This is a genomic window from Maribacter aquimarinus (genome assembly GCF_047345505.1).
GTDB lineage: Bacteria > Bacteroidota > Bacteroidia > Flavobacteriales > Flavobacteriaceae > Maribacter.
This window is the reverse complement of the sequence record NZ_JBLFEO010000020.1, coordinates 54286-66258: the sequence shown is the minus strand read 5'-3', so window position 1 is coordinate 66258 and position 11973 is coordinate 54286. Positions and strand designations below refer to the sequence as shown.

The following is an 11973-nucleotide window of genomic DNA, read 5'->3' as shown; positions in this document are numbered from 1 at the left end:
GGATTTTTTAAGGATTGGGCACTAGGTCTCCCACTATTTTGGCCGATAGGAGGCAGAGGGGAATGCCCCCTCCGGGATGTACCGAACCACCGCAAAAATAAAGGTTTTTAATGGCTCCCGAAAAATTGGGGTGTCTTAAAAATGCGGCGAACTTATCGTTGCTGGCCGCCCCGTATAGCGCACCCCTATAAGAGCTTGTACTGCTTTCTATGCCCTTGGGGTCCAAGGTGAACTCTGCCGTAATGTGGGCCGCGATGTCCGTTTGCAATACGGTGTTCAGTTTTTTTATGATGGCTTCCCTGGCCCTTTGTTTCAGTTTGTCCCAATCCTGCCCGTAGTTCCCGGGGGCATTGATCATAACAAACCAGTTCTCGTGCCCCTGTGGGGCATCCTTGGGGTTTTCCTTGCTGGTGATGTTCACATAAACGGTAGGGTCATTGCCCAGGGTCTTCTGGTTGAAGATGGCATTGAATTCCGAGGCATAATCTTGGGAAAAAAAGATGTTGTGCAGGTCCAGTTGGTCAAAGCGTTTTTTCATGCCCCAATAAAAGATGAGGGCAGAGCTGGAACGTTCTTGCTGCAAGATTTTTTTGGGATGTTTCTGTGTGGGCAACAATTTTTTGTACGTGGGGTACACATCCATGTTGGAGACCACAAGGTCCGCAATGTGGCTTGCGCCCCGGGTGGCAATGCCCCTGGCCCTTTTCCCAACAACTTCTATGCCCGTGACCGGTTCATTGAAATGAAAGCGCACCCCCTTGGCCACGGCCAGTTCGTAAAGGCTCTTGCTTATGCGGTCCATGCCCCCTTCCGGGAAATAGGTGCCATAGTGCATCTCCAAATGGGGAATCATGGACATGATGCCCGGGGTTTTGTAGGGAGAGGAACCGTTGTAGGTGGCATAGCGGTTAAAAAGCTGTACCATTTTGGGGTTCTTGAAGTGTTTGGCGTTGGTGCGGTGCAGGGAGGCGTCCACATCCAATTTGTGCAGTTGCAAGAGCGCTTTTAGCGTGGCTGCAGAAAGATAGGTGGTTGCCTTGTGCAGGGATTTTTCAAGAAACAAGGGCGCAGTGAGGTCGTACTTTGCCTTGTTGCGTAGCAGGTACCTTCTAATGGCGGCGGGGTCTTCCTGGAACGTTTGGCCGGCCTTGGCAATAAAATCCTCAAATTGGGCCGTGGCCTGGAAAGTGGTGCCATCGTCCCAAAAATAATGGCAAAGGGTTTCCTTGCGCCGGTACCGGAAGTGTGCTTTGGCATCCAGACCAAACAAGCCGTAGAGTTCCGTGACCAAGTGGGGCATGGTAAAGAGGGAGGGTCCCAGATCAAATCGGTATCCTTGGTGCTCCTTGGCGTGCAGCTTTCCGCCGGCATAGCCATTGGCTTCGTACACGGCAACATCATATCCCTTGTGCCTTAGGCGCAAGGCGGTGGCTATGCCCCCGATTCCGGCACCGATAACTATGGCGTTGGGCATACTATTTTTTGAAGTACTTAAAGGGAACAAAGAGCATTCCGAAGCATTCCCCATCTTCTTTCCCCAAGTGCTTGTGGTGCATCTTGTGGGCCCTGCGCACGCCTCTGGCATACCAGTTATTGGCATTCCTGAACAGTTTGAAGCGCTGGTGTATAAAGATGTCATGCACCAAAAAATAGGCCAGGCCGTAGGCCATGATGCCAAAACCTATGGCATAGGCAAACCAAAATCCTTGGCCCCCAAAATAAAAACAGCTCATGCTCACCACGGCGTAAAAGATGAAAAAGGCATCGTTGCGCTCAAACCACGATTTGTGGTCTTTGTGATGGTGGTCTTTGTGCAGGCTCCAAAGAAAGCCGTGCATGATGTACTTATGGGTAAACCAGGCCATAAATTCCATAAAACAAAAGGTGGACAGAAAAATCAATATCCAAAAAAATACCTGCATGCTTATACCAATTGTAGTTTGTAATTGACATAGGACTTGGCCAAGAGGCCAAACTTCTCATAATTGGGCACCCGGATACGGGCGTTCTTGATGTCCATGGAAGGGGTGTTCTGTAGTTTTTGCAGCAGCCTACTGTAATATTTGTAGGCGGTGTACACGCCAAATTTTGCCTCCACGGGGAGGGCCAGGATGCCCTGATACCCCAGTTCAAAATCTGCTTTGATCTCTGCCACTATGTTTTGTTTCGAGGCTTCGTCCAGTTGGCTCAGATTGGTATTGGGGAAGTAAGAGCGGTTAAGCTCCTCAAAATCGGCCTTTACATCGCGCAGAAAATTCACTTTTTGGAAGGCGGAGCCCAAGGCCATCGCGGACTCCCTGAGATTTTCGTATGCCTCGGCATCGCCCTTTACAAAAACCTTGAGGCACATAAGCCCCACCACGTCTGCGGAACCGTAGATGTAATCCTTGTATTCCTGATCGGTCTTGTAGATGTTTTTGGTAAGGTCCATGCGCATGCTCTTCATAAAGGAATCCACCAAATGCCTGGGAATATCATATTTGTGATAGGTGTACTGAAAAGCGTTCAGGATGGGGTTCAGGCTAATTTTATGGGCCAGGGCCAGCTCTAGCTCCTCCTCAAACTTTTTAAAGAGCATCTCCTTGTCGTAATCATGGAAGGTGTCCACAATCTCGTCGGCAAAGCGGACAAATCCGTAGATATTGTAGATATCGCTCCTTATGCTTCCGTGAAGCATCTTGGTGGCCAAGGCAAAGGAGGTACTGTAACTTTCCGTTACAATTTTGCTGCATTGGTAGGATACCTGGTCAAAAGTAGTTTTCATCTTTGGTTCTTTAAGGGGTTCTCTTTTTCGGCGCAAAATTCCCTTGGTGTTCACAGCTACAAGGGCCAAGGGGCCAGGGTTCAGCGCTTCAAGGTTCTTTCATGATCAATTCGGAGACCAGTTTGCCCGAAATTAGGGCCGGGGGCACTCCCGGGCCGGGAACGGTCAACTGTCCGGTAAAAAAGAGGTTCCCCACTTTTTTACTTTTTAGTTTTGGTCTTAGGAACGCGGTCTGCAAAAGGGTGTTGGCCATTCCGTAGGCATTTCCCTTGTACGAATTGTATCGTTCCACAAAATCGTTCACACAGAAAGATTCCTTGAATATAATGTTATTTCTTACATCTTCCCCCGTTCTTTTCGCAAATCTATCCATAATGATATCAAAATATTGCTCCCGGAGTTGCGGTGTATCGGCCAGGTCTGGGGCAATGGGCACCAAGAAAAATCCCGCCTCGCAGTGCTCTGGCGCCATGGTGCTGTCCGTTACGGACGGAAAATTGGCATAGAACAGGGGATCGGATGGCCATTTGGGTTCATCGTAGATCTCTTGGGCGTGCAGTTCAAAATCGGAATCGAAGAACAAGTTGTGGTGTTCCACGTTCTTCAGTTTTTTGTCAAAGCCAATGTAGAACAGGAGGGAGGAAGGGGCAAAGGTCTTTTTGCTCCAATAATCTTCACTGTACTGTCTGTAGGTTTGGTCCAACAGTAGTTCGGAATGGTGGTAGTCTGCCCCGCTCAGAACAATGTCTGCCGAGATGATCTCGCCCTCGGTAAGGATGCCCTTTGCCTGGCCGTTTTTCACCAAAATTTTTTCCACGGCCCTATTGGTTTTGATCTGGGCCCCGAGCTCCAGGGCCAGGGCTTCCATGGCCTTGATGATCTCGTACATGCCGCCCTTGGGATGCCAAGTGCCCAGGCCAAAATCCGCAAAGTTCATAAAACTGTAAAAAGAGGGCGTGTTGCTGGGTTTAGCGCCCAAAAACAGCACGGGAAACTCCAACGTGGAGATCAGTTTTGGATTGTTGAACTTTTTGCGCACCTCCGCGCTGATGTTCTTAAAGAAACGGTCCACTTTCATCACGGTCTCCGGGGTAACCAGTTCCAAGGGCGAAAGACCGGGGCGCAAGACCACTTTGTTTATGGCAATGTCATAATGATCCTGGGCCTGTGCCATGAATTTCCTCAGGTTCTTGGAGCTTCCGGGTTCAATGCGATCAAATTCCACACAGATCTTGTCCATGGAATCGCCAATGGTGATCACATCGTCCGCAAAGAAAATCTTGTAGGCCGGGCTCAGCTTGTCCAGGGTGTAGTAATCGGATGTTTTTTTGTTGAAATCGGCAAAGAACTTGTCAAAAATATCGGGCATCCAGTACCAGCTGGGCCCCATATCAAAGGTAAATCCCTCTTTTTTAAATTGTGACGCCCTGCCGCCCACGGTGTCGTTTTTCTCAAAAACCGAAACGCTGTATCCTGCTTTGGCCAGGTAGCATGCCGCGCTCAGGGAAGAGAAGCCAGAGCCAATGATGATCACTTTTTTGCCCATTGTGGTGTGCGATGCTTAGTTTAAAGTTTAGCGGTAATTTCTTCCAAGGACGTAAAGGTCTTTACAAAACTGGGCTGGTTGGCGGTGTCTATGTGCTGTACCTGCCTGCCCAAGAGCCACAGTTTGGGGTTGGGGTAGTCCATCACCAGTTTTTGGAATTCTTGAAGGTACTTGTTTATCTTGTCCTTTTCCGGTTTTACGGTGAAGTAGGACAGGAAGTGGATATTGTCAAAGTACTTCATCACGTCCACCAGGTTTTCCATGGGAATGGTCTGCCCCAAGTAAATACATTTGTACCCGCGAAGCACAATTTCGTAATTGAGGTATAGCAGTCCGATCTCGTGAATTTCGTTTTCCGGTAAAAAGGCCACAAAGACCTTGTCTGTCTTGATGGGTTTTTGGTGCTGTAACTTTTCGGTGTGGATCAGGATCTTCTGTTTGATCAAGCTGGTCACAAAATGCTCGTGGGCCGGACTTATGGTGTCGGTTTGCCAGAGCAGCCCCAACTCGTTCAAGAGCGGCACAAAGGTGTTTTTGAAGATTTCCCGAAAGGAGCTGTCCGCTATGAGGCTGTTGTAGGTTTCAAAGAACAGGCGCTGGTCAAAATTCACCATGGCCAGCTTAAAGGCATTGATGGCGTGGTTCTTGTAGCTGTTCTTGGCCACGATTTCCCGTGCCACCAGCGGAATGTTGTGTTCCGGGATCTTGGCGATCTTGGAGATTTTATAGCCGTTGTGGTAGAGCAAGGTAATGTTAAGCAGCTTTTGTAGGCTCTTCAGGCTGTAGGTCCTGATGTTGGTATCGGTGCGCTCCGGTGAAAGAAGGTTGTACCTTTTTTCCCATATTCTTATGGTATGGGCCTTGATTCCAGAGAGGTTCTCCAAATCGCGGATGCTAAAATACTTCTTTACATTGTTCATAGTTTCAAGGAAAGCGTTAAACAAATCTACGATTAAAAGTCATAGGCCGCTTTATTCTTCCGTTAAAATTTTGGCAAAAAAAAAGGCCGAGGTCATCCTCGGCCTTTGGTGCCCACGACTAGATTCGAACTAGCACGTCCTTTCGAACACTACCCCCTCAAGGTAGCGTGTCTACCAATTTCACCACGTGGGCATCACAAAAGAAGTGCAAAGATAAAAAGCTACAGCGCATATCAAAATAGAATGTCATCTATTATCGCCATGGCGGGCCAAAAAAATGCGCACCCGTAAGCGACCTGCCGCTTTTGGGACCTTTCAAAAGCCCATTTAAAGGAAGTTGGGGGCGTTTGGGATGCCCAGATGCACCCTCAAGAACGGCCCTGGGACACGGGCGCCGAGCGGTAAACGTACTTACCTCCGGTGGGCCTGTGCCAAGGTCATTTTTCGTTGTTTCTTTAAAAAATGGCGGGGCGTACAGCCCTTGATGCTCTTGAACTTCCTGTTAAAGTGGGACAAGGTTGAAAATCCCGATCGTTCTGCCGCTTCATAGATGGGCATGTCCAAATGGGTGCTTAACAGTTGGCAGGCATGGGCCACCCTGAGCTCCAGCACAAACTGCATGAAGGTCTTGTTGGTTCGTTTTTTAAAAAATCGGGAAAAGGAGCTCGGCGTCATGCAGGCAAGCGCAGCCACCTTGTCCAGGGCAATGGGGGCCTGGTAGTGTTGCATCACGTGCTCCATGACGTCCTTCAACCGTTCCCCCGCCACGGGGCTCAGAAACTGGGTCATATGGTGTTGGTGCAAGATTTCTTTTGGCGCTTGGGCCAATACGTGCAGCAATCCCAGGAAGCGAATGAAGCGCTCTGTACGCCCCAGCCCCGGGAATTGGGTCATTATCCCTGCGAGATCGGCGTTTTCGGGGGCCAACCGGAAACTCCCCTGCGCACGATCAAAGAAAGCGTCAAGGCCTTCCAGGTCGGGGAGTCCAAAAAAATCGGTCCCAAAGGAATCCATCCCAAAAAAAAGGGATAGCATCTGGCAGGGGCCGCTGCCGTCCTCGTGCTGAAAGACATGGGGCACCCCGCCACCGATCACAAACAGTTCCCCGGGCCCAAAGGGATGCACGCTGCCGGAGACGATCAGTTTTCCCGCACCGCGCTGTACCAGACTTATCTGGATCTCGGTGTGGCGATGGTATTTTCCGTAAAACTTCGGGAGCCTGTCCTCTTGCACGATCAAACGTTCGCCCTGGGGTTTGGGGATATGGAAAGGATGGCTCTTCATGGGCCTAATTTATCAAATAAATGGAAGTATGGGTACAAATTGGACAAAATACAACCGGTTTTGGACAGGATTGAGGAAGTGCACTGCCACAAAACCAGTTTATTTTTGAAAAAAATGTTTACTTATGATACAGTGGAAAGGGGTCATGCCCGCAGTAACGACAAAATTCACGGACAAGGATGAATTGGATATGGACATGTTTGCCGTGAACATCAACGCCCAATTGGATGCCGGGGTCAGCGGCCTCATTCTTGGCGGTACCTTGGGAGAGGCCAGTACCTTGACGTTCGAGGAGCGCAAGCAACTGGTCATTGAAACCGTAAAAATGACCGAAGGCCGGGTGCCGGTGATCATCAACATTGCCGAGCAGACCACCAAGGGGGCCATCCATGCCGCAGCGGTGGCTTTGGAGTGCGGTGCCCAGGGCCTTATGGTCTTGCCGCCCATGCGCTACAAGGCCAATGACCATGAGACGGTGACCTATTTTAAGGCCATAGCCAATAGTACCGACTTGCCCATCATGATCTACAACAACCCTGTGGACTATGGCATTGAAGTGACCATGGACATGTTTCAGGAATTGGCGGAGTGCCACAATATAGAGGCCGTGAAGGAATCCACACGGGACATTAGCAACATTACGCGGATGCGGGCCCGGTTTGGCGATCGCTTCAAGGTATTTACCGGAGTGGACACCCTTGGGCTGGAAAGTGTTTTAATGGGTGCCGATGGTTGGGTGGCCGGTCTGGTCTGTGCTTTTCCCAGGGAGACCTGTGCCATTTACGCCTTGGCAAAGGCCGGCAGAACGGAAGAGGCGCTAGAAATATACCGCTGGTTCCTTCCCCTGTTGGAATTGGACATCAATCCGCAGTTGGTGCAGAACATTAAATTGGCCGAAGTGGCCACCGGCATTGGCACCGAGAACGTGCGTGCCCCAAGGCTGCCCTTGATCGGTGCCACCCGGGCCCATGTCTTGGAAGTCATTGAGCGCGGCGTGGCCTCCAGGCCCACTTTGCCAGATTACAAACATCTTTTGTAGCTTTAAACCCAAGATAAAGCGGTTTGTTCCCAATTTTTGGATTGGGACAACGGGGCACCGCGTATTGTTTCAAACCATCAAAAACCCAGTTTTATGACCATTACCGGATGCAATCAGATAGGACATGCCTTGTCCAAGAAAGGGGAGGTTACCTTCCGCACCTTTGACCCGGTGCAAAACCGTGAGACCCCGTGGTTATTTCACCGGGCCAGTGAGGCCGAATTGGAAGAGGCGGTGGGCCTGGCCCACGGTGCCTTTGAGGAGTACAGTGCCAAAACGGCGCGGCAGCGTGCGGAGTTCTTGGAGGCCATTGCCCAAGAGTTGGAGGCCCTGGGGAACCTGCTCGTGGAAACCTACTGTATGGAATCCGGTTTGCCACAGGGCCGGGCCCTTGGCGAGCGGGGGCGCACCATGGGGCAGCTTCGCTTGTTTGCCAACCTGATCCGGGAGGGGTCCTGGGTGGAGGCCGCCATAGAAAGGGCACAGCCCCAACGGGAGCCGCTTCCCAAGGCAGACATCAGAAAAATGCTGTTCCCCTTGGGCCCCGTTGCGGTCTTTGGTGCCAGTAATTTCCCGCTCGCCTTTTCCACGGCCGGCGGTGATACGGCCAGTGCCCTGGCTGCCGGTTGCCCCGTCATTGTCAAGAGCCACCCCATGCACGCCGGTACCGGCGAGTTGGTGGCCGGGGCCATTGTACGGGCGGCCCAGCGAACCGGAATGCCCAACGGCGTGTTTTCCAACCTTAACAGCAACGGCAACGATGTGGGCCGGCAATTGGTCATGCACCCCAAGGTCAAGGCCGTGGGGTTCACGGGCAGCATTGCCGGGGGCACGGCGCTCTACCGTATGGCTGCGGAGCGCAAAGAGCCCATCCCCGTTTTTGCGGAAATGGGCAGTATAAACCCAGTGGTGATCCTACCCTCGGCCATAGCACGGAAAGGACAAGATTGGGCCAAGGCCTATGCGGGATCCATAACCATGGGGGCAGGGCAGTTCTGCACCAATCCCGGAGTGCTCTTGGGCTTGGAAGGAACCGGTTTGGAAAGCTTTACCGAGCAACTTTCCCAGGCCTTGGAGGAAGTGGTGCCCGCCGTGATGCTTCATCCCAACATACACCGGCACTACCAAGAAGGCAAAAAGCATCTGCTCCAACAGCGTGGCGTAAAGCGCGCAGTGCCTATAAAGGACCATGACGCGGCCAATACGGCCACCCCAACACTCGTCACGGTAAAAGGGGCGGAGTTTCTAAGAAACCCTGAATTGCACAAAGAGGTCTTTGGGCCCTTGTCCATCGTGGTTTTCTGTGCCAATGCAGAGGAAATGAAGACCATTCTCAACGGCCTGGAGGGCCAATTGACCGGTACCGTTCTGGGAAGTCCGGAAGAACTGCAAGAATACGATGCCATTGTCCGTGCCCTGCGCAACCGGGTGGGCAGGCTGCTCTTCAATGGTGCGCCCACGGGTGTGGAGGTCAATTCCCCCATGGTGCACGGCGGCCCTTTCCCGGCATCCACGGATGCCCGTTTTACCTCTGTGGGCAGCGCTGCCATAAAACGGTGGGCGCGGCCCATTGCCTTTCAAGATTGGCCAAATGCCCTGTTGCCAGATGCCCTAAAGGACGGGAATCCGTTACAAATTGTACGTTTGGAGGAAGGGGAGTATAAAAAATAGGCATCACCATGAGAGTACTGGCGTTATTTGTTGGATTTACGGTAATGGGATGTTTGCTCTGCCCACAGCCCTTACGTTCCCAAAATGGGCAAGAGAGGCTTGGAGCCATAGTGGAGCGCGTAGCGGCATACGAGCCCTATGACCGTGCCGCCCATCCGCTCGGAAAGCATACCGAGGAGGTTTTTGACGCGAGGGCGAAATTTGCCCAAACGCAGTTGGACAGTTTGATGGGCATTGATCGGGCAGCGCTTTCCGAGACCGAACAAATTTCATGGGAGCTGTTGCGCTTTAACCTGCAAAACCAGGTGGATGCCCATCGTTTTAAGATGCACCTGAACCCCATTTTGGCCGATCAGGGATTTCACCTCAACCTAAATTATCGCATCAAACCCCTATTGAGCGATGTGGATGCCGAGCGCTACCTTGATCTGCTGCGCGCCATTCCCAATTATGTGGACGAGCATTTGGCGCTCATACGTAAGGGACTGGATTTGGGCATTTCCCAGCCCAAGGTCATTTTTAAGGGCTATGCCGCCACCTATGACACCCATAGGGTGAACCGGCCCGAAGACAGCGCGTTCTATGCCCCCTTTTTGGAACTGCCCCTTTCCATGGACAGTGATCGGAAAGAGGCCCTTGCCCAGGAGGCGCTAAAGGTGATCATGGAAAAGGTGGTGCCGTCCTTTGAACGCATCAAGATTTTTTTTGAGACGGAGTACATTCCCAATACCCGTACCGCCATTGGGGTTTCGGAAACCCCTAACGGCACCGATTTTTATCAAAACCGAATCAATTATTATACCACGGACACCCAGTACACCGCAGAGGACATCCACACCATTGGGCTTGGGGAAGTGGCCCGGATCAAGGGCGAAATGGAAGACATTATAAAGAGACTGGATTTTAAGGGTAGTTTTGCGGACTTCCTTGACTTCTTGCGTACCGATGCCCGGTTTTATGCCAAGACGGGAGACGAATTGCTCATGCACGCCCGTGACATTGCCAAGCGTTTGGATGCCGAGCTGCCCAAGTTCTTCAAAACCCTGCCCAGACGCCCTTACGGGGTGATCAAGGTGCCCGATGCCCTGGCGCCCAACTATACCAGCGGGCGCTATTCCGGACCTTCCTCGGACACCCAGCCCGGTTATTATTTGGTGAACACCCATAAACTGGACAGTAGGCCCCTGTACAACCTGCCGGCCCTAACGGCCCACGAAGCGGTTCCAGGCCACCATTTGCAAGGTAGCCTCAACAGGGAGCTGGGAGACAGCATTCCGCAATTTAGAAAGAACATGTACCTCTCTGCCTACGGGGAGGGATGGGCCCTGTACACCGAATTTTTGGGTACGGAAATGGGCATATACACCACCCCCTATGAAGAATTTGGAAAGCTCACCTATGAAATGTGGCGGGCCTGTAGGCTGGTGGTAGATACCGGCATACATGCCCTGGGATGGACCAGGGAAGAGGTGGTGGACTATATGATGGCGCATACCGCCCTTTCCCAGCACGAGGTAAATACGGAAACGGACCGTTACATTGCCTGGCCCGGACAGGCCCTGTCCTACAAAATGGGGGAAATCAAGATACGTGAACTCCGGCAACGTGCCGCTGAACAGCTGGGCGCAAAGTTCTATGTCCGGGATTTCCATGAAGTGGTCTTGGAGCAGGGCACCGTGACCCTTCCCATTCTGGAAGCACGTGTGGCAAAGTACATCAATACCCATAGATAACGAATGGCAAAAAACACCTTTGAGTGCATAGATGGGCACACCTGCGGCAATCCCGTTAGGGTAGTAAAATCTGGCGGCCCCCTCTTGCAGGGGGACACCATGAGTGAAAAAAGACAGCATTTTCTCAGGGAGTACGATTGGATCCGAAAGGGCCTTATGTTTGAGCCCCGAGGGCATGACATGATGAGCGGCAGCATTTTCTATGCGCCAAGTGACCCGGAAAACGACCTTGGCATCCTCTTCATAGAGACCAGCGGATGCCTGCCCATGTGCGGTCACGGCACCATAGGATCCATAACCATTGGCCTGGAGGCCGGGCTCATAGTGCCCAAAACCCCGGGCAAGGTGCGTATGGAGACCCCGGCGGGCCTGGTGGAGGTGAGCTATGGCCTCAAGGGAAAAAAGGTGGCCTGGGTGCAACTGATCAACGTAAAGTCTTATTTGGCGGCCAGCGATCTAACGATCACCTCCCCGGTCTTGGGCGATTTGGTGTTTGATGTGGCCTATGGCGGAAATTTCTATGCCATTTTGGACCCACAGAAAAATTTTGGCGGCATACAGCACTTCAAGGCAGGCGAACTGGTGGCCCTGAGTGGGGAGCTCAGGGAAAAGATCAACCAGCGGTATGCCGATCGTTTTGTACATCCAGAAGATGACACCATCCGTAACGTGAGCCATGTTCTTTGGACCGGAAGCACCATTTCTCCCAGTGCCACGGCCAGAAATGCCGTCTTCTATGGCGACAAGGCCATTGATCGTTCTCCCTGTGGTACGGGCACATCTGCCCGTATGGCCCAGTGGAACGCCAAGGGACGCTTAAAAACAGGGCAAGATTTTGTGCATGAAAGTTATATAGGTTCTACCTTTGTGGGCCGGGTGGAAGCGGAGACCCAACTCGGGTCTTTCAAGGCCATTGTGCCCAGTATAAGGGGTTGGGCCAAGGTGTACGGGCAAAATGTCATTACCATTGATGATGAAGACGACCCCTACGCCCACGGATTTCAAGTTATATAGAG

General features: G+C 51.9%; 10 protein-coding genes and 1 tRNA gene. 4 read left to right on the top strand and 7 right to left on the bottom strand.

The genetic code is table 11. The annotated features are described in order from the left end of the window. Nucleotides 1-7: 7 nt before the first annotated feature. The 7 genes from crtD to ACKWCC_RS13970 form a co-directional block, all read right to left on the bottom strand. Nucleotides 8-1474 (bottom strand): 1-hydroxycarotenoid 3,4-desaturase CrtD, encoded by a 1467-nt coding sequence (gene crtD, locus ACKWCC_RS14000; protein WP_413996574.1) that lies wholly within the window; start codon nucleotides 1472-1474, stop codon nucleotides 8-10. Nucleotide 1475: 1 nt separating this feature from the next. Beyond that, on the bottom strand, nucleotides 1476-1922 hold the full coding sequence (locus tag ACKWCC_RS13995; protein WP_413996573.1) for a sterol desaturase family protein: 447 nt from the start codon (nucleotides 1920-1922) through the stop codon (nucleotides 1476-1478). Between the two features lie 2 nt (nucleotides 1923-1924). Continuing rightward, nucleotides 1925-2764, bottom strand: coding sequence for a phytoene/squalene synthase family protein (locus ACKWCC_RS13990; protein ID WP_413996572.1), 840 nt, complete (start codon nucleotides 2762-2764; stop codon nucleotides 1925-1927). 88 nt (nucleotides 2765-2852) lie between these two features. Further along, nucleotides 2853-4310 carry a phytoene desaturase family protein gene (locus ACKWCC_RS13985; RefSeq protein ID WP_413996571.1) on the bottom strand — a complete coding sequence of 486 codons (1458 nt, stop codon included), beginning with the start codon at nucleotides 4308-4310 and terminating at the stop codon, nucleotides 2853-2855. Between the two features lie 20 nt (nucleotides 4311-4330). Next, nucleotides 4331-5230 carry a MerR family transcriptional regulator gene (locus ACKWCC_RS13980; protein ID WP_413996570.1) on the bottom strand — a complete coding sequence of 300 codons (900 nt, stop codon included), beginning with the start codon at nucleotides 5228-5230 and terminating at the stop codon, nucleotides 4331-4333. 106 nt (nucleotides 5231-5336) lie between these two features. After that, nucleotides 5337-5423, bottom strand: a tRNA-Leu gene (locus ACKWCC_RS13975). Between the two features lie 218 nt (nucleotides 5424-5641). Next, nucleotides 5642-6514, bottom strand: a complete 873-nt coding sequence (locus ACKWCC_RS13970) for an AraC family transcriptional regulator (protein ID WP_413996569.1) — start codon at nucleotides 6512-6514, stop codon at nucleotides 5642-5644. 124 nt (nucleotides 6515-6638) lie between these two features. Between ACKWCC_RS13970 and ACKWCC_RS13965 the strand changes: the two genes are divergently transcribed. The 4 genes from ACKWCC_RS13965 to ACKWCC_RS13950 all read left to right on the top strand — a co-directional run bounded on the left by ACKWCC_RS13965 (nucleotide 6639) and on the right by ACKWCC_RS13950 (nucleotide 11971). Next, nucleotides 6639-7553 (top strand): dihydrodipicolinate synthase family protein, encoded by a 915-nt coding sequence (locus ACKWCC_RS13965; RefSeq protein WP_413996568.1) that lies wholly within the window; start codon nucleotides 6639-6641, stop codon nucleotides 7551-7553. Between the two features lie 93 nt (nucleotides 7554-7646). Next, a complete protein-coding gene (locus tag ACKWCC_RS13960; protein WP_413996567.1) occupies nucleotides 7647-9224 on the top strand; it encodes an aldehyde dehydrogenase (NADP(+)) in 1578 nt (525 codons plus the stop codon). An 8-nt stretch (nucleotides 9225-9232) separates the two neighbouring features. Next, complete coding sequence (locus tag ACKWCC_RS13955; RefSeq protein WP_413996566.1) at nucleotides 9233-10957, top strand: DUF885 domain-containing protein; 1725 nt, start codon at nucleotides 9233-9235, stop codon at nucleotides 10955-10957. A gap of 3 nt (nucleotides 10958-10960) precedes the next feature. Further along, nucleotides 10961-11971 carry a 4-hydroxyproline epimerase gene (locus ACKWCC_RS13950; RefSeq protein WP_413996565.1) on the top strand — a complete coding sequence of 337 codons (1011 nt, stop codon included), beginning with the start codon at nucleotides 10961-10963 and terminating at the stop codon, nucleotides 11969-11971. Nucleotides 11972-11973: the final 2 nt, after the last annotated feature.

Bases quoted from the DNA above. Each gene is read 5' to 3' on its own strand.
- ACKWCC_RS13950 (WP_413996565.1), top strand. From the start codon at position 10,961: ATGGCAAAAAACACCTTTGAGTGCATAGATGGGCACACCTGCGGCAAT.
- ACKWCC_RS13960 (WP_413996567.1), top strand. From the start codon at position 7,647: ATGACCATTACCGGATGCAATCAGATAGGACATGCCTTGTCCAAGAAA.
- ACKWCC_RS13990 (WP_413996572.1), bottom strand. From the start codon at position 2,764: ATGAAAACTACTTTTGACCAGGTATCCTACCAATGCAGCAAAATTGTA.
- crtD (WP_413996574.1), bottom strand. From the start codon at position 1,474: ATGCCCAACGCCATAGTTATCGGTGCCGGAATCGGGGGCATAGCCACC.
- ACKWCC_RS13970 (WP_413996569.1), bottom strand. From the start codon at position 6,514: ATGAAGAGCCATCCTTTCCATATCCCCAAACCCCAGGGCGAACGTTTG.
- ACKWCC_RS13985 (WP_413996571.1), bottom strand. From the start codon at position 4,310: ATGGGCAAAAAAGTGATCATCATTGGCTCTGGCTTCTCTTCCCTGAGC.
- ACKWCC_RS13995 (WP_413996573.1), bottom strand. From the start codon at position 1,922: ATGCAGGTATTTTTTTGGATATTGATTTTTCTGTCCACCTTTTGTTTT.
- ACKWCC_RS13980 (WP_413996570.1), bottom strand. From the start codon at position 5,230: ATGAACAATGTAAAGAAGTATTTTAGCATCCGCGATTTGGAGAACCTC.
- ACKWCC_RS13955 (WP_413996566.1), top strand. From the start codon at position 9,233: ATGAGAGTACTGGCGTTATTTGTTGGATTTACGGTAATGGGATGTTTG.
- ACKWCC_RS13965 (WP_413996568.1), top strand. From the start codon at position 6,639: ATGATACAGTGGAAAGGGGTCATGCCCGCAGTAACGACAAAATTCACG.